Origin of the sequence: Mesorhizobium sp. ES1-3, from assembly GCF_020164795.1 — a bacterium.
GTDB lineage: Bacteria > Pseudomonadota > Alphaproteobacteria > Rhizobiales > Rhizobiaceae > Mesorhizobium.
In genome coordinates, this window is record NZ_JAIUGW010000014.1 from 94,071 (window position 1) to 115,249 (window position 21,179).

32 protein-coding genes are annotated in these 21,179 nt (G+C 62.1%); all 32 read left to right on the forward strand.

All coding sequences use genetic code 11. The features are described 5' to 3' along the window. The first annotated feature begins 453 nt into the window (after positions 1 to 453). The 32 genes from rpsL to LB536_RS19725 all read left to right on the forward strand — a co-directional run bounded on the left by rpsL (position 454) and on the right by LB536_RS19725 (position 21,147). Positions 454 to 825, forward strand: coding sequence for a 30S ribosomal protein S12 (rpsL, locus tag LB536_RS19570; protein ID WP_006333356.1), 372 nt, complete (start codon positions 454 to 456; stop codon positions 823 to 825). A gap of 57 nt (positions 826 to 882) precedes the next feature. Then, on the forward strand, positions 883 to 1,353 hold the full coding sequence (gene rpsG / locus LB536_RS19575; RefSeq protein ID WP_008875664.1) for a 30S ribosomal protein S7: 471 nt from the start codon (positions 883 to 885) through the stop codon (positions 1,351 to 1,353). A gap of 29 nt (positions 1,354 to 1,382) precedes the next feature. Continuing rightward, positions 1,383 to 3,473 carry an elongation factor G gene (gene fusA, locus LB536_RS19580; RefSeq protein WP_140765479.1) on the forward strand — a complete coding sequence of 697 codons (2,091 nt, stop codon included), beginning with the start codon at positions 1,383 to 1,385 and terminating at the stop codon, positions 3,471 to 3,473. Positions 3,474 to 3,540: 67 nt separating this feature from the next. After that, positions 3,541 to 4,716, forward strand: a complete 1,176-nt coding sequence (gene tuf, locus LB536_RS19585; protein ID WP_013895701.1) for an elongation factor Tu — start codon at positions 3,541 to 3,543, stop codon at positions 4,714 to 4,716. 69 nt (positions 4,717 to 4,785) lie between these two features. Next, on the forward strand, positions 4,786 to 5,094 hold the full coding sequence (gene rpsJ / locus LB536_RS19590; protein ID WP_010909272.1) for a 30S ribosomal protein S10: 309 nt from the start codon (positions 4,786 to 4,788) through the stop codon (positions 5,092 to 5,094). Positions 5,095 to 5,155: 61 nt separating this feature from the next. Beyond that, complete coding sequence (rplC, locus tag LB536_RS19595; RefSeq protein WP_023757978.1) at positions 5,156 to 5,878, forward strand: 50S ribosomal protein L3; 723 nt, start codon at positions 5,156 to 5,158, stop codon at positions 5,876 to 5,878. Next, entirely contained in the window at positions 5,878 to 6,498 is a 621-nt protein-coding gene (rplD, locus tag LB536_RS19600) for a 50S ribosomal protein L4 (RefSeq protein WP_015317984.1), read from the forward strand. Before rplC ends, rplD begins: the two co-directional genes overlap by 1 nt. Continuing rightward, a complete protein-coding gene (locus LB536_RS19605; protein ID WP_010909275.1) occupies positions 6,495 to 6,788 on the forward strand; it encodes a 50S ribosomal protein L23 in 294 nt (97 codons plus the stop codon). The genes rplD and LB536_RS19605 overlap by 4 nt, the downstream gene beginning before the upstream one ends. 22 nt (positions 6,789 to 6,810) lie before the next feature. Then, on the forward strand, positions 6,811 to 7,644 hold the full coding sequence (gene rplB, locus LB536_RS19610) for a 50S ribosomal protein L2 (RefSeq protein ID WP_027145574.1): 834 nt from the start codon (positions 6,811 to 6,813) through the stop codon (positions 7,642 to 7,644). Between the two features lie 16 nt (positions 7,645 to 7,660). Further along, entirely contained in the window at positions 7,661 to 7,939 is a 279-nt protein-coding gene (rpsS, locus tag LB536_RS19615) for a 30S ribosomal protein S19 (protein ID WP_027044977.1), read from the forward strand. A 2-nt stretch (positions 7,940 to 7,941) separates the two neighbouring features. Then, complete coding sequence (gene rplV, locus LB536_RS19620; protein WP_006205462.1) at positions 7,942 to 8,331, forward strand: 50S ribosomal protein L22; 390 nt, start codon at positions 7,942 to 7,944, stop codon at positions 8,329 to 8,331. Continuing rightward, complete coding sequence (gene rpsC, locus LB536_RS19625) at positions 8,331 to 9,056, forward strand: 30S ribosomal protein S3 (protein WP_013895697.1); 726 nt, start codon at positions 8,331 to 8,333, stop codon at positions 9,054 to 9,056. The genes rplV and rpsC overlap by 1 nt, the downstream gene beginning before the upstream one ends. A gap of 27 nt (positions 9,057 to 9,083) precedes the next feature. Then, a complete protein-coding gene (gene rplP, locus LB536_RS19630; protein ID WP_006205460.1) occupies positions 9,084 to 9,497 on the forward strand; it encodes a 50S ribosomal protein L16 in 414 nt (137 codons plus the stop codon). A gap of 13 nt (positions 9,498 to 9,510) precedes the next feature. Beyond that, positions 9,511 to 9,711 carry a 50S ribosomal protein L29 gene (gene rpmC / locus LB536_RS19635; RefSeq protein ID WP_006205459.1) on the forward strand — a complete coding sequence of 67 codons (201 nt, stop codon included), beginning with the start codon at positions 9,511 to 9,513 and terminating at the stop codon, positions 9,709 to 9,711. A gap of 11 nt (positions 9,712 to 9,722) precedes the next feature. After that, complete coding sequence (rpsQ, locus tag LB536_RS19640) at positions 9,723 to 9,962, forward strand: 30S ribosomal protein S17 (RefSeq protein ID WP_010909280.1); 240 nt, start codon at positions 9,723 to 9,725, stop codon at positions 9,960 to 9,962. An 84-nt stretch (positions 9,963 to 10,046) separates the two neighbouring features. Then, positions 10,047 to 10,415, forward strand: coding sequence for a 50S ribosomal protein L14 (gene rplN, locus LB536_RS19645; RefSeq protein ID WP_006205457.1), 369 nt, complete (start codon positions 10,047 to 10,049; stop codon positions 10,413 to 10,415). 12 nt (positions 10,416 to 10,427) lie between these two features. Continuing rightward, positions 10,428 to 10,742 (forward strand): 50S ribosomal protein L24, encoded by a 315-nt coding sequence (rplX, locus tag LB536_RS19650; protein ID WP_006205456.1) that lies wholly within the window; start codon positions 10,428 to 10,430, stop codon positions 10,740 to 10,742. Beyond that, positions 10,735 to 11,313: a 50S ribosomal protein L5 gene (gene rplE / locus LB536_RS19655; RefSeq protein WP_127278265.1), complete on the forward strand. Its 579-nt coding sequence runs from the start codon at positions 10,735 to 10,737 to the stop codon at positions 11,311 to 11,313. The genes rplX and rplE overlap by 8 nt, the downstream gene beginning before the upstream one ends. Positions 11,314 to 11,340: 27 nt before the next feature. Continuing rightward, entirely contained in the window at positions 11,341 to 11,646 is a 306-nt protein-coding gene (rpsN, locus tag LB536_RS19660) for a 30S ribosomal protein S14 (protein ID WP_010909282.1), read from the forward strand. 12 nt (positions 11,647 to 11,658) lie between these two features. Then, entirely contained in the window at positions 11,659 to 12,057 is a 399-nt protein-coding gene (gene rpsH / locus LB536_RS19665; protein ID WP_006205453.1) for a 30S ribosomal protein S8, read from the forward strand. Positions 12,058 to 12,145: 88 nt separating this feature from the next. Next, entirely contained in the window at positions 12,146 to 12,679 is a 534-nt protein-coding gene (gene rplF / locus LB536_RS19670; RefSeq protein ID WP_013895694.1) for a 50S ribosomal protein L6, read from the forward strand. Positions 12,680 to 12,817: 138 nt separating this feature from the next. Next, positions 12,818 to 13,177 carry a 50S ribosomal protein L18 gene (gene rplR / locus LB536_RS19675; RefSeq protein ID WP_027145576.1) on the forward strand — a complete coding sequence of 120 codons (360 nt, stop codon included), beginning with the start codon at positions 12,818 to 12,820 and terminating at the stop codon, positions 13,175 to 13,177. Between the two features lie 128 nt (positions 13,178 to 13,305). Then, positions 13,306 to 13,869 (forward strand): 30S ribosomal protein S5, encoded by a 564-nt coding sequence (rpsE, locus tag LB536_RS19680; protein WP_032933400.1) that lies wholly within the window; start codon positions 13,306 to 13,308, stop codon positions 13,867 to 13,869. Between the two features lie 24 nt (positions 13,870 to 13,893). After that, positions 13,894 to 14,091 carry a 50S ribosomal protein L30 gene (gene rpmD / locus LB536_RS19685; RefSeq protein ID WP_006205449.1) on the forward strand — a complete coding sequence of 66 codons (198 nt, stop codon included), beginning with the start codon at positions 13,894 to 13,896 and terminating at the stop codon, positions 14,089 to 14,091. Between the two features lie 22 nt (positions 14,092 to 14,113). Then, entirely contained in the window at positions 14,114 to 14,587 is a 474-nt protein-coding gene (gene rplO, locus LB536_RS19690) for a 50S ribosomal protein L15 (protein ID WP_224595560.1), read from the forward strand. 193 nt (positions 14,588 to 14,780) lie between these two features. Further along, on the forward strand, positions 14,781 to 16,121 hold the full coding sequence (gene secY, locus LB536_RS19695) for a preprotein translocase subunit SecY (protein WP_140758599.1): 1,341 nt from the start codon (positions 14,781 to 14,783) through the stop codon (positions 16,119 to 16,121). Further along, positions 16,118 to 16,714, forward strand: coding sequence for an adenylate kinase (locus tag LB536_RS19700; RefSeq protein ID WP_224595563.1), 597 nt, complete (start codon positions 16,118 to 16,120; stop codon positions 16,712 to 16,714). The genes secY and LB536_RS19700 overlap by 4 nt, the downstream gene beginning before the upstream one ends. A gap of 219 nt (positions 16,715 to 16,933) precedes the next feature. Further along, on the forward strand, positions 16,934 to 17,302 hold the full coding sequence (rpsM, locus tag LB536_RS19705; RefSeq protein WP_006205445.1) for a 30S ribosomal protein S13: 369 nt from the start codon (positions 16,934 to 16,936) through the stop codon (positions 17,300 to 17,302). Positions 17,303 to 17,439: 137 nt separating this feature from the next. Further along, on the forward strand, positions 17,440 to 17,829 hold the full coding sequence (rpsK, locus tag LB536_RS19710; protein ID WP_006205444.1) for a 30S ribosomal protein S11: 390 nt from the start codon (positions 17,440 to 17,442) through the stop codon (positions 17,827 to 17,829). A 102-nt stretch (positions 17,830 to 17,931) separates the two neighbouring features. Beyond that, a complete protein-coding gene (locus LB536_RS19715; RefSeq protein ID WP_006205443.1) occupies positions 17,932 to 18,942 on the forward strand; it encodes a DNA-directed RNA polymerase subunit alpha in 1,011 nt (336 codons plus the stop codon). 103 nt (positions 18,943 to 19,045) lie between these two features. Then, a complete protein-coding gene (gene rplQ / locus LB536_RS19720; protein WP_127279754.1) occupies positions 19,046 to 19,474 on the forward strand; it encodes a 50S ribosomal protein L17 in 429 nt (142 codons plus the stop codon). Between the two features lie 179 nt (positions 19,475 to 19,653). Further along, complete coding sequence (locus LB536_RS19725; RefSeq protein ID WP_140758601.1) at positions 19,654 to 21,147, forward strand: DegQ family serine endoprotease; 1,494 nt, start codon at positions 19,654 to 19,656, stop codon at positions 21,145 to 21,147. Positions 21,148 to 21,179: the final 32 nt, after the last annotated feature.

Genomic DNA, 21,179 nt, shown 5'->3' on the forward strand with positions numbered 1-21,179 from the left:
CCGCGGCGAGGGATTGTCTGTGTTCATGCGGCCATTTTCGCACGAAGCAAGGCCCCGCAACAACCAAAGGCCGGTCACTTTCTTCCTCGGCCTTGCAAAACGGCGAAAGAAAATTACATGCGGTTTTCGCATGGCTGCCAAGCCCCGGCTTCGATGCAATATTTGCCGCTGCGGGGTTGACGGTTCGCGGGCTTACGAGTAGAAGCCGCCCAGTCAGAACCGATGTGAGGCTCTCCCTTCCGAAGCGACACGCTTTGGAGTTTGCCTCAAACAGGGTTCGTTTTACGAGCGAAAAGACATTTCCGGCGTGCACGAAGCGGTTTCCGCTTCCTCTGCGATTTGTTCGGGCAAGACCGCGAGGCGCGGTTTGTGGCCCGAATTTGCGTATGGAAATGACGCTTTGAGCGAGCCTTGACCGGCACGAGACACGGAATTGAGAGACAAGAGGGTTTAATGCCTACCGTCAACCAGCTGATCCGCAAGCCGCGCATTGCGCCGGTGAAGCGCAACAAGGTCCCGGCCATGCAGCAGAACCCGCAGAAGCGGGGCGTCTGCACGCGCGTCTATACGACGACGCCGAAGAAGCCGAACTCGGCGCTGCGCAAGGTGGCCAAGATCCGCCTGACCAATGGTTTTGAAGTGATCGGTTACATCCCCGGCGAAGGTCACAACCTTCAGGAACACTCCGTGGTCATGATCCGCGGCGGCCGCGTCAAGGATCTTCCGGGCGTGCGCTACCACATCATCCGCGGCGTGCTCGACACGCAGGGCGTCAAGAACCGCAAGCAGCGCCGTTCGAAGTACGGCGCTAAGCGTCCGAAGTAAGATTTTCCGGCCTTGGCGCTTTCCTGCGCAAGGCTATGAGATTGAGAGACAAAAGCCATGTCGCGTCGTCACAGTGCAGAAAAGCGTGAGATCAACCCGGATCCCAAGTTCGGCGATCTGATCGTCACCAAGTTCATGAACGCCGTCATGTATGACGGCAAGAAGTCGGTTGCCGAGACCATCGTCTACGGGGCGTTGGACCAGGTCCAGTCGAAGACCAAGCAGGAGCCGGTCACCGTCTTCCACCAGGCGCTCGACAATGTCGCGCCGCATGTGGAAGTACGTTCGCGTCGCGTCGGCGGCGCCACCTACCAGGTTCCGGTCGACGTGCGCCCAGAGCGCCGCCAGGCGCTGGCGATCCGCTGGCTGATCGCCGCGGCCCGCAACCGCAACGAGACCACCATGGTCGACCGACTCTCCGGCGAGCTGATGGACGCGGCCAACAACCGCGGCACCGCCGTGAAGAAGCGTGAAGACACCCACAAGATGGCTGAAGCCAACCGCGCTTTCGCACACTACCGCTGGTAAAGCGCGAACAGGACTGAGAGGCAGCTACGATGGCCCGCGAATACAAAATCGAAGACTACCGCAATTTCGGTATCATGGCGCATATTGACGCCGGCAAGACGACGACCACCGAGCGCGTCCTCTATTACACGGGCAAGTCGCACAAGATCGGCGAAGTGCACGACGGCGCTGCCACCATGGACTGGATGGAGCAGGAGCAGGAACGCGGCATCACCATCACGTCCGCCGCGACCACGACCTTCTGGAAGGGTCGTGATGGCAAGATGCACCGCTTCAACATCATCGACACCCCCGGACACGTCGACTTCACCATCGAAGTCGAGCGTTCGCTGCGCGTGCTCGACGGCGCCATCGCGCTGCTCGACGCCAATGCCGGTGTCGAGCCGCAGACGGAAACCGTCTGGCGCCAGGCCGACAAGTACCGCGTGCCGCGCATGATCTTCTGCAACAAGATGGACAAGATCGGCGCCGACTTCTACCGCTCGGTCGAGATGATCGGGTCGCGCCTCGGTGCGCAGGCTGTCGTCATGCAGCTGCCGATCGGCGCCGAGACCGAATTCAAGGGTGTCGTCGACCTCGTCGAGATGAACGCGCTCGTCTGGCGCGACGAGACGCTCGGCGCTGCCTGGGACGTCGTCGAGATCCCGGCCGACCTCAAGGCGCGTGCCGAGGAATATCGCGAGAAGATGATCGAAGCCGCCGTCGAGATGGACGAGACGGCGCTCGAGAACTACCTCGAAGGCAAGATGCCGTCGAATGACGAAATCCGTTCGCTGATCCGAAAGGGCACGATCGCGGTCAAGTTCTACCCGATGTTCTGCGGCTCGGCCTTCAAGAACAAGGGCGTGCAGCCGCTGCTCGACGCCGTTGTCGAATACCTGCCGTCGCCGGCCGACGTTCCCGCCATCAAGGGTGTCGATGCCAAGACCGACGCCGAGATCGAGCGTCATGCGGACGACAACGAGCCGCTGTCGATGCTCGCCTTCAAGATCATGAACGACCCGTTCGTCGGTTCGCTGACCTTTGCCCGCATCTATTCGGGCAAGCTCTCCAAGGGCGTCTCTGTCGACAACACCGTGAAGGGCAAGAAGGAGCGCATCGGCCGCATGCTGCAGATGCATGCGAATTCGCGCGCCGACGTCGAAGAGGCTTTCGCCGGCGACATCGTCGCTCTGGCTGGCCTGAAGGACACGACCACCGGCGACACGCTGTGCGATCCGCTGCACCCGGTCATCCTCGAGCGCATGGAATTCCCCGATCCGGTCATCCAGATCGCCATCGAGCCGAAGACCAAGAACGACCAGGAAAAGATGGGCCTCGCCCTTCACCGCCTGGCGGCCGAGGATCCGTCCTTCCGAGTCAAGACCGACGAGGAAAGCGGCCAGACCATCATCTCCGGCATGGGCGAGCTGCACCTCGACATCATCGTCGACCGCATGCGTCGCGAGTTCAAGGTCGAAGCCAATGTCGGCGCGCCGCAGGTGGCTTATCGCGAGACGATTACCCGCAAGCACGAGCAGGACTACACCCACAAGAAGCAGACCGGCGGTACCGGCCAGTTCGCGCGCGTCAAGGTTGTGTTCGAGCCGAATTCCGAGAGCGAGGACTTCGTGTTCGAGTCCAAGATCGTCGGCGGTGCGGTGCCGAAGGAATACATCCCGGGCGTCGAAAAGGGTATCCAGAGCGTTATGGGCGCAGGTCCGTTCGCCGGCTTCCCGATGATCGGCGTCAGGGCGACGCTCATCGACGGCGCCTACCATGACGTCGATTCCTCGGTGCTCGCCTTCGAAATCGCATCCCGCGCATGCTTCCGTGAGGCTGCGCCGAAGCTCGGCGTGCAGCTGCTCGAGCCGATCATGAAGGTCGAGGTGGTGACGCCGGAAGACTACGTCGGCAGCGTCATTGGCGATCTGAACGGCCGTCGTGGCCAGATCCAGGGCCAGGAAGCGCGCGGCGTGGCCGTCGTCATCAACGCGATGGTGCCGCTCGCCAACATGTTCAAGTACGTCGACAACCTGCGCTCGATGAGCCAGGGCCGCGCGGCCTACACGATGCAGTTCGATCACTACGAGCCGGTCCCGACCGCGGTCGCTCAGGAAGTCCAGAAGAAATACGCGTAACTCGAAAGAGCTGCCGCGGTAACGCAATTCAGAGCCCGCATGGGCGAGCAGGAAATGGAGACATCACATGGCAAAAGGTAAATTCGAGCGCACTAAGCCTCATGTGAACATCGGCACGATTGGTCACGTTGACCATGGCAAGACGTCGCTGACGGCTGCGATCACCAAGTATTTTGGCGAATACAAGCGCTATGACCAGATCGACGCGGCGCCGGAAGAGAAGGCGCGCGGCATCACGATCTCGACGGCTCACGTCGAATACGAGACGGCCAACCGCCACTACGCGCATGTCGACTGCCCCGGCCACGCCGACTATGTGAAGAACATGATCACTGGTGCCGCGCAGATGGACGGCGCGATCCTGGTCGTGTCGGCCGCCGACGGCCCGATGCCGCAGACCCGCGAGCACATCCTGCTTGCCCGTCAGGTCGGCGTGCCGTCGATCGTGGTGTTCCTGAACAAGGTCGACCAGGTCGACGATGCCGAGCTGCTCGAACTGGTCGAGCTCGAGGTTCGCGAATTGCTGTCGAAGAACGAATTCCCCGGCGACGACATTCCGATCGTCAAGGGTTCGGCGCTGGCAGCGCTCGAGGATTCGAACAAGACGATCGGCGAGGACGCGATCCGCGAGCTGATGGCTCAGGTCGACGCCTACATCCCGACGCCGGTTCGTCCGCTGGACAAGCCGTTCCTGATGCCGATCGAGGACGTGTTCTCGATCTCGGGCCGTGGCACGGTCGTGACCGGCCGCGTCGAGCGCGGCGTGGTCAAGGTCGGCGAGGAGCTGGAAATCATCGGCATCCGTCCGACGACCAAGACGACCTGCACGGGTGTCGAAATGTTCCGCAAGCTGCTCGATCAGGGCCAGGCTGGCGACAACATCGGCGCGCTGCTGCGCGGTGTCGACCGTGAAGGTGTCGAGCGCGGCCAGGTTCTGGCCAAGCCCGGCACGGTGAAGCCGCACAAGAAGTTCGTGGCCGAAGCCTACATCCTGACCAAGGACGAAGGTGGCCGTCACACGCCGTTCTTCACCAACTACCGTCCGCAGTTCTACTTCCGCACGACCGACGTGACCGGCATCGTGTCGCTGCCGGAAGGCACCGAGATGGTGATGCCTGGCGACAACATCACGGTCGATGTCGAGCTGATCGTGCCGATCGCCATGGAAGAGAAGCTGCGCTTCGCCATCCGTGAAGGCGGCCGCACCGTCGGTGCCGGCATCGTCGTCACCATCAAAGAGTAATTTGGACTTAAACCGATCTGTCGCGGGCGCCGGAGTTGCCCGCGCCGCGCCAGAACAAGGAAGTGACGCATGAACGGACAGAATATCCGCATCCGCCTGAAGGCGTTTGACCACCGCGTGCTCGACGCCTCGACGAAGGAAATCGTGTCGACGGCCAAGCGCACTGGTGCAAACGTCCGCGGCCCCATTCCGCTGCCGACGCGGATCGAAAAGTTCACGGTCAACCGGTCGCCTCACGTCGACAAGAAGAGCCGCGAGCAGTTCGAGATGCGCACGCACAAGCGTCTGCTCGACATCGTCGATCCGACCCCGCAGACCGTCGATGCTTTGATGAAGCTCGATCTGGCCGCCGGCGTCGACGTCGAGATCAAGCTCTAAGGGAATGAGAGCGCGGTAAGGGGCGGTGTCCCTGGCCCGGAACTCTAAAGGAATTGAACCGATGCGTTCAGGTGTGATTGCAAAGAAGGTGGGAATGACCCGCATCTATAATGATGCCGGGGAACATGTTCCCGTCACCGTTCTCCAGATGGAGAACTGCCAGGTCGTGGCACAGCGCACGCAGGAGAAGAATGGCTACACTGCCGTTCAGCTCGGCGTTGGCCTCGCCAAGGTGAAGAACACGTCGAAGGCGATGCGCGGCCATTTCGCGACCGCTTCCGTCGAGCCGAAGGCGAAGGTTGCCGAGTTCCGCGTCTCCGCCGACAACATGATCGACGTTGGCGCCGAGATCACCGTCGAGCACTTTGTCGCCGGCCAGAAGGTCGATGTGACGGGCACGACGATCGGCAAGGGTTTCCAGGGCGTCATCAAACGCCACCACATGGGTGGTGGCCGCGCGACGCACGGTAACTCGGTCTCGCACCGTACACACGGTTCGACTGGCCAGCGTCAGGACCCGGGCAAGGTGTTCAAGGGCAAGCATATGGCTGGCCACATGGGCGACACCCGCGTCACCACACAGAATGTCGAGATCGTCTCGACCGACGCCGACCGCGGCCTGATCCTGATCCGCGGTGCGGTTCCCGGATCGAAGGGCGCCTGGATCCTGGTCCGCGACGCGGCCAAGGTGGCGCTGCCGGCCAATGCGCCGAAGCCCGCCGCGATCCGCGCTGTTGCGGCAGCTGCGAAGAACGAGGCTCCGGCCACAGAGGGAGCGGAATAATGGATCTCAAGATCACAACGCTCGGCGGTAAAGACGCCGGCAAGGTGGAACTTTCCGACGGAATTTTCGGCCTTGATCCGCGCGAGGACATCCTGCAGCGCGTCGTGCGCTGGCAGCTTGCCAAGAAGCAGCAGGGCACGCACAAGGCCAAGGGCCGCGCCGAAATCGCGCGCACCGGCGCCAAGATGTACAAGCAGAAGGGTACGGGCCGCGCCCGTCACCACTCGGCACGCGCTCCGCAGTTCCGCGGCGGCGGCAAGGCCCACGGCCCGGTCGTTCGCAGCCATGAGCACGAACTGCCCAAGAAGGTTCGCGCGCTTGGCCTCAAGCATGCTCTTTCGGCCAAGGCCAAGAGCGCGTCGATCATCATCATCGACGAGTTGAAGCTGACCGAGGCCAAGACGAAGGCGCTGATCGCGAATTTCGCGACGCTGGGCCTGACCAACGCCCTGGTGATTGGCGGCGCCGAGCTTGACAAGAACTTCAAGCTGGCAGCCACCAACATCCCCAACATCGACGTGCTGCCCATCCAGGGCATCAACGTCTACGACATTCTGCGCCGCGGCACGCTGGTCCTTTCGAAGGCCGCCGTCGAGGCTCTCGAGGAGCGCTTTAAATGACCGACCTTCGTCACTACGACGTGATCGTCTCGCCGGCGATCACCGAAAAGTCGACCATGGCCTCCGAGCAGAACCAGGTCGTCTTCAACGTCGCCAAGAAGGCGTCGAAGCCAGAAATCAAGGCCGCCGTCGAAGCGCTGTTCGGCGTCAAGGTGATGGCCGTGAACACGCTTGTCCGCAAGGGCAAGATCAAGCGCTTCCGCGGCACGATCGGCCGCCAGAGCGACGTCAAGAAGGCGATCGTGACGCTGGCCGACGGCCAGTCGATCGACGTCGCGACGGGTCTCTGAGCAAGGCCGCGAGGACAGGACAATGGCACTTAAGAAATTCAACCCGATAACGCCGAGCACCCGCCAGCTGGTCATCGTCGACCGCTCGGGCCTCTACAAGGGAAAGCCCGTCAAGGGCCTGACCGAAGGCCTGACCAAGTCGGGCGGCCGCAACAATCACGGCCGCATCACGGCCCGCTTCATCGGCGGCGGTCACAAGCGTTCGTACCGCATCATCGACTTCAAGCGCCGCAAGTTCGACGTTGTCGGCACGGTCGAGCGCATCGAATATGATCCGAACCGCACCGCCTTCATCGCGCTGATCAAGTATGATGACGGTGAGCTGTCCTACATCATCGCTCCGCAGCGTCTGGCTCCCGGCGACAAGATCGTGGCCGGCGAAGCGGTCGACGTGAAGCCGGGCAATGCGATGCCGTTGGCCTCGATGCCGGTCGGCACCATCGTCCACAACATCGAGCTGAAGCCAGGCAAAGGCGCCCAGGTCGCCCGGTCGGCAGGTGGTTACGGCCAGCTGGTCGGCCGCGACCAGGGTATGGCGATCCTGCGCCTCAACTCGGGCGAGCAGCGTGTCGTTCACGGCTCCTGCATGGCCACCGTCGGCGCCGTGTCCAATCCGGACCACGGCAACATCAACGACGGCAAGGCCGGCCGCACGGTTTGGCGTGGCAAGCGTCCGCACAATCGCGGCGTGACCATGAACCCGGTCGACCACCCGCATGGCGGCGGCGAAGGCCGCACCTCTGGTGGCCGTCATCCGGTCAGCCCGTGGGGCAAGCCGACCAAAGGCAAGAAGACGCGGTCCAACAAGGCGACCGACAAGTTCATCCTGCGCTCGCGCCATCAGCGCAAGAGCTAAGAAGAGGTAACGCCAAGTGACTCGTTCTATTTGGAAAGGCCCCTTCATCGACGGCTACCTTCTCAAGAAGGTGGACAAGGTTCGTGAAGGTGGTCGCAATGAGGTGATCAAGATGTGGAGCCGTCGCTCCACCATCCTGCCGCAGTTCGTCGGCTTCACCTTCGGTGTCTACAACGGCCAGAAGCATGTTCCCGTCGCGGTGAACGAGGACATGGTCGGTCACAAGTTCGGTGAATTCGCTCCGACGCGGACCTATTACGGTCACGGCGCGGATAAGAAGGCGAAGAGGAAATAATCATGGGCAAGGCCAAAGCTCCGCGCAGGCTTGCTGACAACGAAGCGCGCGCCGTGTTGCGCACGATCCGTATCAGCCCGCAGAAGCTGAACCTGGTTGCCGCGCTGATCCGCGGCAAGAAGGTCGCGACAGCGCTTTCCGATCTCGAATTCTCGGCCAAGCGGATTTCCGGCACGGTCAAGAAGACGCTGGAATCGGCAATCGCCAACGCGGAAAACAACCACGACCTCGACGTCGATGCACTGATCGTGGCGGAAGCCTATGTCGGCAAGTCGATCGTCATGAAGCGGTTCCACGCTCGTGGCCGTGGTCGCGCCAGCCGTATCGAGAAGCCGTTCTCGCACCTCACGATCGTCGTTCGTGAAGTCGAAGAAAAAGGGGAGGCCGCATAATGGGCCAGAAAGTCAATCCGATCGGTCTTCGCCTCGGCATCAACCGCACCTGGGATTCGCGCTGGTTCGCGAACACCGGCGAGTACGGCAAGCTGCTGCACGAGGACATCAAGATCCGCAAGTATCTTGAGAAGGAGCTCAAGCAGGCTGCCATCTCGAAGGTCGTGATCGAGCGTCCGCACAAGAAGTGCCGCGTCACCATCCATGCCGCGCGCCCGGGTCTGATCATCGGCAAGAAGGGCGCCGACATCGAGAAGCTTCGCAAGAAGCTGATGGAGATGACGAAGTCCGAGACGCACCTCAACATCGTCGAAGTGCGCAAGCCGGAAATCGACGCGACCCTGGTCGCCCAGTCGATCGCCCAGCAGCTCGAGCGCCGCATCGCGTTCCGCCGCGCCATGAAGCGTGCCGTGCAGTCGGCCATGCGCCTCGGTGCCGAAGGTATCCGCATCAACTGCGCCGGCCGCCTTGGCGGCGCCGAGATCGCGCGCATGGAATGGTATCGTGAAGGTCGCGTGCCGCTGCATACGCTGCGCGCCGATGTCGACTACGGCACGGCCGAGGCGAATACGGCCTACGGCATTTGCGGCGTCAAGGTCTGGGTATTCAAGGGCGAGATCCTCGAGCACGATCCGATGGCTTCGGAGCGTCGTGCGACCGAGGGTGATGCTGCGCATGGCGGTGGTGGTGATCGCGAACGCGGTCGTCGTCGCGAAAACGCCTGAGACATTTAGGAATTTGGAGTTAGAACGATGCTGCAGCCAAAGCGCACAAAGTTCCGCAAGCAGTTCAAGGGCCGTATCCATGGTACCGCAAAGGGCGGCACCAACCTGGATTTCGGTGGTTTCGGGCTGAAGGCGCTTGAGCCGAACCGCGTCACCGCGCGTGAGATCGAGGCGGCCCGCCGCGCGATCACTCGCGAAATGAAGCGCGCTGGCCGCGTCTGGATCCGTATTTTCCCGGATGTGCCGGTCACCTCGAAGCCGACCGAAGTCCGCATGGGCAAGGGCAAGGGCGCGGTCGACTACTGGGCCGCGCGCGTCAAGCCGGGCCGCATCATGTTCGAGATCGACGGCGTCAATGAAGAAACCGCCCGTGAGGCGCTGCGTCTCGGCGCGGCCAAGCTCTCGGTCAGGACGCGCTTCGTACAGCGCATCGCAGAATAAGGACGGGCTGATCATGAAAGCCGAAGACATCCGGACCAAGACCCAGGACCAGCTGACCGACGACCTGGCCAGCCTGAAGAAGGAGCAGTTCAACCTGCGCTTCCAGAAGGCCACCGGCCAGCTCGAGAAGACCGCGCGCGTGAGGCAGGTTCGCAAGGACATTGCGCGTATCAAGACCATCGCTGCGGAAAAGTCCGCGGCCAAGAAGGCTTAAGGACGAAAACCATGCCAAAGCGCATTCTGCAGGGCACCGTCGTCAGCGACAAGAACGAGAAGACGGTCGTCGTCAAGGTCGAACGGCGCTTCACGCATCCCGTGATGAAGAAGACCGTGCGCATGACCAAGAAGTACAAGGCGCACGACGAGAACAACGCCCACAAGGTCGGCGATCAGGTGTTCATCCAGGAATCGAAGCCGATTTCCAAGGACAAGCGCTGGATCGTCGTGTCCTCGGACCAAGCCTGACCTCTGGGCGTAAACAACGAATTTTGGACAGACCGGGGAGGGGCTTCGAGCCCGTCCCGTTAGAAAAGAAGAAGGCGGCCAGTCATGATTCAGATGCAAACAAACCTCGACGTGGCGGATAATTCCGGCGCGCGTCGTGTCATGTGCATCAAGGTGCTGGGCGGCTCGAAGCGGAAATACGCTTCCGTGGGCGACATCATCGTGGTGTCGATCAAGGAAGCCATTCCGCGCGGCCGCGTTAAGAAGGGCGATGTGATGAAGGCGGTCGTGGTTCGCACGGCCAAGGACATCCGCCGCCCGGACGGCAGCGTGATCCGTTTCGACAAGAACGCGGCCGTTCTCGTCGACAACAAGAAAGAGCCGATCGGCACGCGTATCTTCGGACCGGTTCCGCGCGAACTCCGCGCCAAGAACCACATGAAGATCATCTCGCTCGCGCCTGAAGTGCTGTAAGGAGCCGGACCAATGCAAAAGATTAGAAAAGGCGACAAGGTCGTCGTGCTGGCCGGCAAGGACAAGGGCCGTTCGGGCGAAGTCCTCTCGGTTCAGCCGAAGGATGACACCGCGCTGGTGCGCGGCGTCAACATGATCCGTCGTCACCAGAAGCAGTCCCAGTCCCAAGAGGGCGGGATCATCACCAAGGAAGCGCCGATCCAGCTGTCGAACATCGCGCTGGCCGACCCGAAGGATGGCAAGCCGACCCGTGTCGGTTTCATCTTCCAGAAGGACGGCAAGAAGGTGCGCGTCGCCAAGCGCTCGGGAGAAGTCATCAATGGCTAAGGCTCAAACCAAGCAGGCGACTGCCAACAACACGCCGCGCCTCAAGCAGGTCTATAACGAGACCATTCGCAAGGCGCTGCAGGAGCAGTTCGGCTACGACAACGACATGCAGGTTCCGCGCCTCGACAAGATCGTGCTGAACATGGGTGTCGGCGAAGCGACCGCCGATTCGAAGAAGCCTTCGGTCGCGGCCGAGGACCTGGCGATGATCGCCGGCCAGAAGGCCGTCGTCACCCGCGCTCGCAATTCGATCGCTGGCTTCAAGGTCCGCGAGAACATGCCGATCGGCGCCAAAGTCACGCTGCGCAAGGAACGTATGTACGAGTTCCTCGACCGCCTCGTGAACATCGCGCTGCCGCGCGTCCGCGACTTCCGCGGACTGAACCCCAAGAGCTTCGATGGCCGTGGCAACTACGCCATGGGCATCAAGGAACACATCGTGTTTCCGGAGATCAACTACGACAAGGTTGATCAGATCTGGGGCATGGACGTCATCGTTTGTACGACTGCGAAGACGGATGACGAAGCCAGGGCTTTGCTCAAGGCTTTCAACTTCCCCTTCCGCCAGTAACGGCAGCGAGAAAAGGAAAAATCTGAAATGGCAAAGACCAGCTCAGTCGAGAAGAACAACAGGCGCCGCAAGCTTGCCGACCAGTACGGTCCCAAGCGCGCCGCGCTGAAGGCGATCATCATGGATCAGTCCAAGCCGATGGAAGAGCGCTTCCGCGCTCAGCTGAAGCTTGCTGCCCTGCCGCGCAACTCGGCCAAGATCCGCATCCGCAACCGCTGCGAAGTCACCGGCCGTCCGCGCGCCTACTATCGCAAGCTCAAAGTATCGCGCATCGCGCTTCGGGATCTCGGCAATAACGGCCAGATCCCGGGCCTGGTCAAGTCGAGCTGGTAAGGAGGACATAACATGTCATTGAGCGATCCTCTCGGCGATATGCTGACCCGCATCCGCAACGCCTATGGCCGCAAGAAGTCGAGTGTCTCGACGCCGGCCTCGCGTCTGCGCACCCGCGTCCTCGACGTGCTGAAGGCTGAAGGCTATATCCGCGATTACAGCCAGACCGACTTCGACAACGGCAAGTCCGAAATCGAAATCGAGCTGAAGTATTTCGACGGTGCTCCGGTCGTGCGCGAAATAGCCCGCGTTTCGAAGCCCGGCCGCCGCGTTTACGTTTCGGCCAAGTCGATCCCGCACGTCGCCAACGGCCTCGGCATCGCCATCCTTTCGACACCGAAGGGCGTGATGGCCGACCACGAAGCACGCGAGCAGAACGTCGGCGGCGAGATCCTCTGCCAGATCTTCTGATCTGGCAGCTCACCGCAAATTGGAATCCGGTCTTCGGATCGTTCCGAAGACAGAGACCTGAAACAAGAGAAGTGACGAGGACAACAAAATGTCTCGTATTGGAAAGAAACCCGTTTCGCTGCCGCAGGGCGTGACCGCGACCGTCAACGGCCAGACCGTTACGGCGAAGGGCCCCAAGGGCGAGCTGAAGTTCGTGGTGAATGACGAAGTGCTGGTCAAGATGGAAGGCAGCGAGATCGCTGTCCAGCCGCGCGACCAGACCAAGACAGCCCGCTCCAAGTGGGGCATGTCGCGCACGCAGATCGTCAACATCCTGCAGGGTGTCAAGGACGGTTTCGAGAAGAAGCTCGAGATCACCGGCGTCGGCTATCGCGCTGCCTTGCAGGGTAAGAACCTGCAGCTGGCCCTCGGCTTCAGCCATGATGTCGTCTACGAGACGCCTGCCGGCATCACGATCACCGTGCCGAAGCCGACCGAAATCACCGTGGCCGGCATCGACAAGCAGCAGGTCGGCCAGGTTGCCGCGGAGATCCGCGAATACCGCGGTCCCGAGCCTTACAAGGGCAAGGGTGTCCGTTACGCCGGCGAGAAGATCGTCCGCAAGGAAGGCAAGAAGAAGTAATCGGCTTGGCCCTGAAAAGTCGCGGACTTTTCGGACCCGGCCAAGCCACGGAAGTGTAACGCCGCGGGGAGCGGTCGCGGGAGGCGTTTCGCCTACCGCATATGGCGGCCCCCGTTTTTTGAAGGCAAGGAAGACATCATGGGTACCAAGGAAGCCATCCAGCGCCGTGCGCAACGCGTCCGTCGCCAGATCAAGAAAGTCGCCGGCGAGCGTCCGCGTCTCTCGGTCCACCGCACGTCGAAGAACATCTACGTTCAGGTGATCGACGACGCCAAGGGCCACACCATCGCTGCCGCCTCGACGCTCGAGAAGGACCTCAAGGGTTCGCTCAAGACCGGCGCCGACACTGCCGCCGCCGCCGCGATCGGCAAGCTGATCGCCGAGCGCGCCACCAAGGCCGGCATCAAGGAAGTCGTCTTCGACCGTGGCCCGTACATCTACCACGGCCGCGTCAAGGCGCTGGCCGAGGCAGCCCGCGAAGGCGGTCTCAGCTTCTAATGCATGATCCCGAAAAGTTGCAGACTTTTCGGACAAGATCATGCAAAGGAGAAGTTCACCGCTGACGACCCAAAAGTGGCGTCAGCAATCAGCAACCCGTGCTTCCGGAAAAGAACAAGGAACAGGATATGGCACAGGAACGTAGGGAAGGCGGCCGCGGCCGCGAGCGTGAAGAGCGCGACGATGGCATGGTGGACAAGCTCGTCCACATCAATCGCGTCGCCAAGGTCGTCAAGGGTGGCCGCCGCTTCGGCTTCGCCGCACTCGTCGTCGTCGGCGACCAGAAGGGCCGTGTCGGCTTCGGTCACGGCAAGGCGCGCGAAGTGCCGGAAGCCATCCGCAAGGCGACCGAATCGGCCAAGCGCGACATGATCTTCGTGCCGCTGCGCTCGGGCCGCACGCTGCATCACGACGTCGAAGGACGCTGGGGTGCGGGCCGCGTGCTGCTGCGCGCCGCCAAGCAGGGTACCGGCATCATCGCCGGCGGCCCGATGCGCGCCGTCTTCGAGACGCTCGGCATGCATGACGTGGTCGCCAAGTCGATGGGTTCGTCGAACCCCTACAACATGGTTCGCGCCACCTTCGACGCGCTGAAGAGCCAGATGCATCCCAAGGATGTGGCTGCTGCGCGCGGCATCAAGTATTCGACCCTTCAGGCCCGCCGCGGCACCGCCGTTGCGGCTGAAGAATAGTCGATCTGACCAGGGATTTTGACCATGGCCAAGAAAGCAACCAAGACCATCACCGTTGAGCAGATCGGCTCGCCGATCCGCCGTCCGAAGGAACAGCGCGCGACGCTGGTCGGCCTCGGCCTCAACAAGATGCACAAGCAGCGCACGCTGGAAGATACGCCCTCCGTGCGCGGCATGATCGCTGCCGTCCAGCATCTCGTCCGCGTCGTGGACGAGGGCTGAGCCAAAGCGCAGGAGAAGCAAGATGAAACTCAACGATCTGCGTGACAAGGACGGCGCGACGCACTCCAAGAAGCGTCTCGGCCGCGGTATCGGCTCCGGTTCGGGCAAGACCGCCGGTCGCGGCGTCAAGGGCCAGAAGGCGCGCTCCGGCGTTGCCGTCAACGGCTTCGAGGGTGGCCAGATGCCGCTCTATCGGCGCCTGCCGAAGCGTGGCTTCAACAACATCTTCGCCAAGAGCTTCGTTGTCGTGTCGCTGGCCCGCATTCAGGAAGCCGTCGATGCCAAGAAGCTTGACGTCAAGGCAACCGTGACGGCCGAGGCGCTTGTCGCCGCCGGCGTCATCCGTCGCGTCAAGGATGGCGTGCGCGTGCTGTCCGATGGCGAACTCAAGGCCAAGCTCGCCTTCGACGTCGCCGGCGCCTCCAAGGCCGCGATCGAGAAGATCGAAAGGGCCGGCGGTTCGGTCAAGCTGCCGGAAAAGGCAGCTGCCGAGTAACGGCAATTTGAAGCGCGGTCGGCAAGAGTGGCATTCGTTTTTGCTTTCGATCGCGCTTTGATCTGCTCAATTTAGCGGCCGCGTCAACGCGGCCGCTTGCATGTTTACAGCCCGGAGCTTATCTCGTGAGCTTCGGTGAAACGCACCGCCTGACCCCACGGGCCATCAAGCGTTACCAAGCGGAGAATCAGGCATGGCTTCGGCTGCTGAACAACTAGCCTCGAATCTGAATTTCTCGGCCTTCGCCAAGGCGGAGGACCTGAAGAAACGCATCTGGTTCACCATCGGCGCGTTGCTCGTCTACCGTCTCGGCACCTACATCCCGCTTCCCGGGATCAATCCCGACGCCTTCGCCCATGCCTTCTCCTCGCAGAGCAAGGGCGTGCTCGGCATGTTCAACATGTTCGCCGGCGGTGCCGTGCAGCGCATGGCGATCTTCGCGCTCGGCATCATGCCCTATATCTCCGCTTCCATCATCATGCAGCTGATGACCTCGGTCATTCCCTCGTTGGAAGCGCTGAAGAAGGAAGGCGAGCAAGGCCGCAAGGTCATCAACCAATACACGCGCTACGGCACCGTGCTCCTGGCGCTGGTGCAGGCCTATGGTATTTCGGTGGGACTGGAGAACGGGAACGGCATCGTCAATGATCCCGGCATGTTCTTCCGTCTCTCGACCGTTGTCACGCTGGTCGGCGGCACCATGTTCCTGATGTGGCTCGGCGAACAGATCACCGCGCGCGGCATCGGCAACGGCATTTCGCTGATCATCTTCTCCGGCATCGTCGCCGGCCTGCCGCGCGCCATATCGGGGACACTGGAACTCGGCCGCACCGGCGCGCTGTCGACCGGCCTGATCCTGGCGATCATCGTGCTGGCCATTGTCGTCATCGCGCTCATCGTCTTCTTCGAGCGGGCTCAGCGCCGCCTGCTGATCCAGTATCCGAAGCGCCAAGTCGGCAATCGCATGTTCCAGGGCGATACCTCGCACCTGCCGCTCAAGCTCAACACGTCGGGCGTCATCCCGCCGATCTTCGCGTCGTCGCTGCTCTTGCTGCCGGCGACCGTCGCCGGTTTCTCGCAGGCGACCAACATGCCGGCCTGGGCCAGCACCATCCTGGCCTCGCTCGGCCACGGCCAGCCGCTCTACATGGCATTCTACGCGGCGATGATCGTGTTCTTCGCCTTCTTCTACACAGCGATTGTCTTCAACCCGAAGGACACCGCCGACCAGCTCAAGAAGCATTCGGGCTTCATCCCGGGCTATCGCCCGGGCGAGCGCACCGCCGATTACATCGATTACGTCCTCACCCGCATCACCGTCGTCGGCGCCATCTACCTAGTGCTGGTGTGCCTGCTGCCGGAGTTCCTGATCTCGGCGACTGGCGTACCATTCTACCTTGGTGGCACATCGCTTCTGATCGTGGTCAGTGTCACGCTCGATACTGTTGCGCAGATTCAGGGTCACCTGATCGCGCACCAATATGAAGGCCTGATCAAGAAGTCGAAGCTGCGCGGGGGGAAGAAAGCCAGATGAGGTTGATTTTGCTTGGGCCGCCGGGGGCGGGCAAGGGGACACAAGCACAAAGACTGGTAGAAAAACACGGCATACCCCAGCTCTCGACGGGTGACATGCTGCGTGCCGCCGTCCAGGCGGGTACCGAGGTCGGCAAGCGCGCCAAGGCGGTGATGGATGCCGGTGAACTGGTATCCGACGCCATCGTCAACGCCATCGTCGCCGAGCGTATCGATCAGGCCGACTGTGCCAGGGGGTTTATCCTCGACGGCTACCCGCGTACGCTGGTGCAGGCCGATGCGGTTGAATCGATGCTCTCGGAGCGTGGCATCGGCCTCGACACGGTTGTCGAACTCGTCGTCGACGACAGGGCCCTGGTCGGCCGGATCGTCAAGCGCGCCGATGATGCCAAGACGGCCGGCCAGCCGGTGCGCAAGGACGACAATCCGGCCGTGTTCGAAGAGCGCCTGCGGGAATACTACAAGAAGACCGCTCCGCTGACCGGCTACTATTACGCCAAGCGCAAGCTCAAGACTGTGGACGGCATGGCTAGTATCGACGCGGTAACCGCCGAGATCGAAGCCGTGCTCGCGGCGGCTACAAAGGCGCGGTAAGGGAATTTAAAGATTGAGCTTGACGGAGACGGTTCGCTGCGGTATGGCGGCCCGTCTTCCTGTCAGATGCGCACTTTGCTTGTCCGCAAGGGCAAGGTAGTCGCTTTGAACTGGAAACTCCCGCAAGGGCCGGCCTCCACCGGACGCGGGGCAATGTGGACAGCGCCGGACCTGCCTTGTTTTCGAGGGTTGGCCGGCCCATATGGAGAAGAGAAGAACATGGCTCGTATAGCCGGCGTCAACATTCCGACCAACAAGCGCGTCGTCATCGCGCTTCAGTACATTCACGGCATTGGCAAGAAGTTCGCCCAGGAGATCGTCGACAAGGTCGGCATCCCGGCCGAGCGCCGCGTCAACCAGTTGACCGACGCGGAAGTGCTGCAGATCCGCGAGACCATCGACCGCGATTACCAGGTCGAAGGCGACCTGCGCCGCGAAGTGTCGATGAACATCAAGCGCCTGATGGATCTCGGCTGCTACCGCGGCCTGCGTCATCGCCGCTCGCTGCCGGTTCGCGGTCAGCGCACTCATACCAATGCTCGTACCCGCAAGGGCCCGGCCAAATCGATCGCCGGCAAGAAGAAGTAAGAGAGTGAGTAGCTGGTAGTGGGTAGTGGATTGCGGCGTTGACGCCTGCACTGTCACTACTCACTAATTCACTGCTCACTTTTCCAGGTGGAGCCGCTGGCATTACGGCGGTGTAGAGATCAATTGAAAGGACTACCATGGCCAAGGAAGCCGCACGTGTTCGCCGCCGCGAACGCAAGAACATCTCGTCGGGCGTTGCCCACGTCAATTCGACCTTCAACAACACGATGATCACCATCACCGACGCGCAGGGCAATTCGATCGCCTGGTCGTCGGCCGGTGCCCAGGGCTTCAAGGGTTCGCGCAAGTCGACCCCGTTCGCCGCTCAGATGGCTGCCGAGGACGTTGCCAAGAAGGCCCAGGAACACGGCATGCGCATGCTCGAAGTCGAGGTCTGTGGACCAGGCTCCGGTCGCGAATCGGCGCTGCGCGCCCTGCAGGCGGCCGGCTTCACCATCACCTCGATCCGTGATGTGACGCCGATCCCGCACAATGGCTGCCGCCCGCGCAAGAAGCGCCGCGTCTAAGCAATTTATCGAACGCCGCGTGAGCGCCCAGAGCGTTCCTCCACGGTATTCCAGGTCGCCCGCCACGATTGGATGGTGGCGGGTCAACGGAAGGAAAGCATCATGATCCAGAAAAATTGGCAGGAACTGATCAAGCCGAACAAGATCGAGTTCTCGTCGAAGAAGAAGACGCTGACCACGCTGGTCGCCGAGCCGCTCGAGCGTGGCTTTGGCCTCACCCTCGGCAACGCGCTGCGCCGCGTGCTTCTGTCTTCGCTGCGCGGTGCGGCCGTCACCGCCGTGCAGATCGACGGCGTTCTGCATGAATTCTCGTCCATCGCCGGTGTGCGCGAGGACGTGACCGACATCGTCCTCAACATCAAGGAAATCGCCATCCGCATGGAAGGCGATGGCCCCAAGCGGATGGTCGTGCGCAAGCAGGGCCCGGGCGCGGTTCTCGCCGGCGACATCCAGACGGTTGGCGATGTCGAGATCCTCAACCCCGACCACGTCATCTGCACGCTGGACGAAGGCGCTGAAATCCGCATGGAATTCACCGTCGACACCGGCAAGGGCTATGTGCCGGCCGAGCGCAACCGCGCCGAGGACGCGCCGATTGGCCTGATTCCCGTCGACAGCCTCTATTCGCCGGTCAAGAAGGTCTCCTACAAGGTCGAGAACACCCGCGAGGGCCAGGTTCTCGACTATGACAAGCTGACCATGACCATCGAGACCGACGGTTCGATCTCGGGCGAGGACGCGGTGGCTTTCGCCGCCCGCATCCTGCAGGATCAGCTTGGCCTGTTCGTCAACTTCGACGAGCCGCAGAAGGAAGTCGCCGCGGAAGCCGTCACCGAACTCGCCTTCAATCCGGCGCTGCTCAAGAAGGTCGACGAGCTCGAGCTTTCGGTGCGTTCGGCCAACTGCCTGAAGAACGACAACATCGTCTACATCGGCGATCTCATCCAGAAGACCGAAGCCGAGATGCTGCGCACCCCGAACTTCGGCCGCAAGTCGCTGAACGAGATCAAGGAAGTGCTGGCGGCGATGGGCCTGCACCTCGGTATGGAAGTGCCGGACTGGCCGCCGGAAAATATCGAAGACCTCGCAAAGCGTTACGAAGACCAATATTGAGCATGAACTCCAAGGATCGGCGGCGTGAGCCGCTCGATCCGACGGTCGTGCGGAAAACCATCAGAGGCCGTGGCCTCTTGAACAACTGAGAAGGAAAAGAGCCATGCGCCACGGTTTCAAAGGCCGCCGCTTCGCCCGCAGCATAAGCCACCGCAAGTCGATGTTCGCCAACCTGGCGGTGTCGCTGCTCGAGCACGAGCAGATCGTCACCACCTTGCCGAAGGCGAAGGACCTGCGTCCGATCGTCGAGAAGCTGGTGACGCTCGGCAAGCGCGGCGACCTGCACGCCCGCCGCCAGGTGATCGCCCAGATCGGCAATGAAGGCGTCGTCAAGCGCCTGTTCGACACCATCGCCCCGCGCTACGCCACCCGCAACGGCGGCTACCTGCGCATCATGAAGGCGGGCTTCCGTCACGGCGACAATGCCGCGATGGCGGTCATCGAGTTCGTCGACCGCGACACCGACGCCAAGGGCGCCGGCGACCGCGCCCGCCTCGAGGCGGAAGGCACGGACGAAGCCGCAGCCGCATAAGGTTACGACTTTTCAGATTGAATGAAAAAGGGGCCCGCAGGCCCCTTTTTCATATTCTGCGCGCGCCAAGGCGTACCCAAACTATTGATTGGCGCGAAATAATCGGATTTCAGCGGCTTAGCCTTTCATTTTGCACATTCGTCGGGACAATGCGCCCGAACTCGCTTGGAGGATTCGCAATGCGCGCCAAAAGACTGTCCCTTGTTCTGCTCTGCGCCTTCATGGTGTTCGCAGCCGCACCGGCAGTCCGGCAGGCGCTGGCTGAGGACGCCGCCAAGCCAGCCGATCCAGGGCTCTCCGATGTGCTGACCGACCTGCTGCATGGCGTCGAAGGCGAGAATGCCACTTCCGGCCCGGACAAGCGCGTGCCGTTCGGCCGCGAGGAGGTCCAGCTTTCCTTCGCACCGCTGGTCAAGCAGACGGCGCCTGCCGTGGTCAATGTCTATGCCTCGCAGACGGCCAAGGTGACGTCACCCTTTGAAGGCGACCCCTTCTTCGAGGAGTTTTTCGGCCGTGCCCAGCCGCGCGCGCAGTCTTCGCTGGGGTCGGGCGTGCTGGTCGATCCGAGCGGTGTCATCGTCACCAATTTCCATGTCATCAAGGACGCCGACGAGGTCAAGGTGGCGACCGCCGACGGCCGCGAGTTCACCAGCAAGGTGATGCTGAAGGACGAGACGCTCGACCTTGCCGTGCTCAAGATCGAGTCCGACAAACCGTTCCCGGTGATCGCCATCGGCGATTCCGACGCGCTCGAGGTGGGCGACCTGGTGCTGGCCATCGGCAATCCCTTCGGCGTTGGCCAGACCACCACCAGCGGCATCGTTTCCGCGCTTGCGCGCAGCCATATCGGCGTCTCGGATTCGGGCTATTTCATCCAGACCGACGCCGCTATCAATCCCGGCAATTCCGGCGGTGCACTGATCAACATGGGCGGCCAGCTCGTCGGCATCAACACCGCCATCTACAGCCGCAGCGGCGGCTCGATCGGTATCGGCTTTGCCATCCCCGCCAACATGGTGCGGGCTTTTGCCGATGCCGCCAAGGCCGGTCTCGATTTCTTCGAACGCCCCTATATCGGCGCCGAGTTCGAAGCGGTGACACCGCAGATCGCCGAATCGCTCGGCATGGAAAAGCCGACCGGGGCGCTGGTCTCCTCGGTCGACGCGTCGGGTCCCGCCGGCAAGGCAGGGCTGAAGCCCGGCGATGTCGTGCTGCAGATCAACGGCAAGCCGGTCGAGAGCATCGAGGCGCTGGACTATCGCATGGCGACGCTGTCGATCGGCACCAAGGCGAATTTCGCGATCCTGACCAAGGGCCAGCAGGCGGCGATGGATATCGCGCTGGAGCGTGCGCCGGAGGGTGCAAAAGCCTCGGAAGTGACATTGCATGGCCGCAGCCCGTTCTCGGGCGCCAAGGTCTCGGAACTGTCGCCGCGGCTTGCCCAGAAGCTCGGCCTGCGGACCGATCTCAAGGGCGTGACCGTGATCGACATCAACCGTGATTCGCCGGCCGCCGATTTCGGCTTCCAGCCGGGCGACATCGTGCGCGAGGTCAACGGCACGACTATCGATACGGCAGCTGTCTTGGCACAGGTCGCCCAGCAGGATACGCGCTGGTGGCGCTTTACCGTCGAGCGCGGCGGGCAGATACTACGCCAGGTGTTGCGTTACTGAGTTCGATCCCCTGAAGGATCGCGCTCCAAACC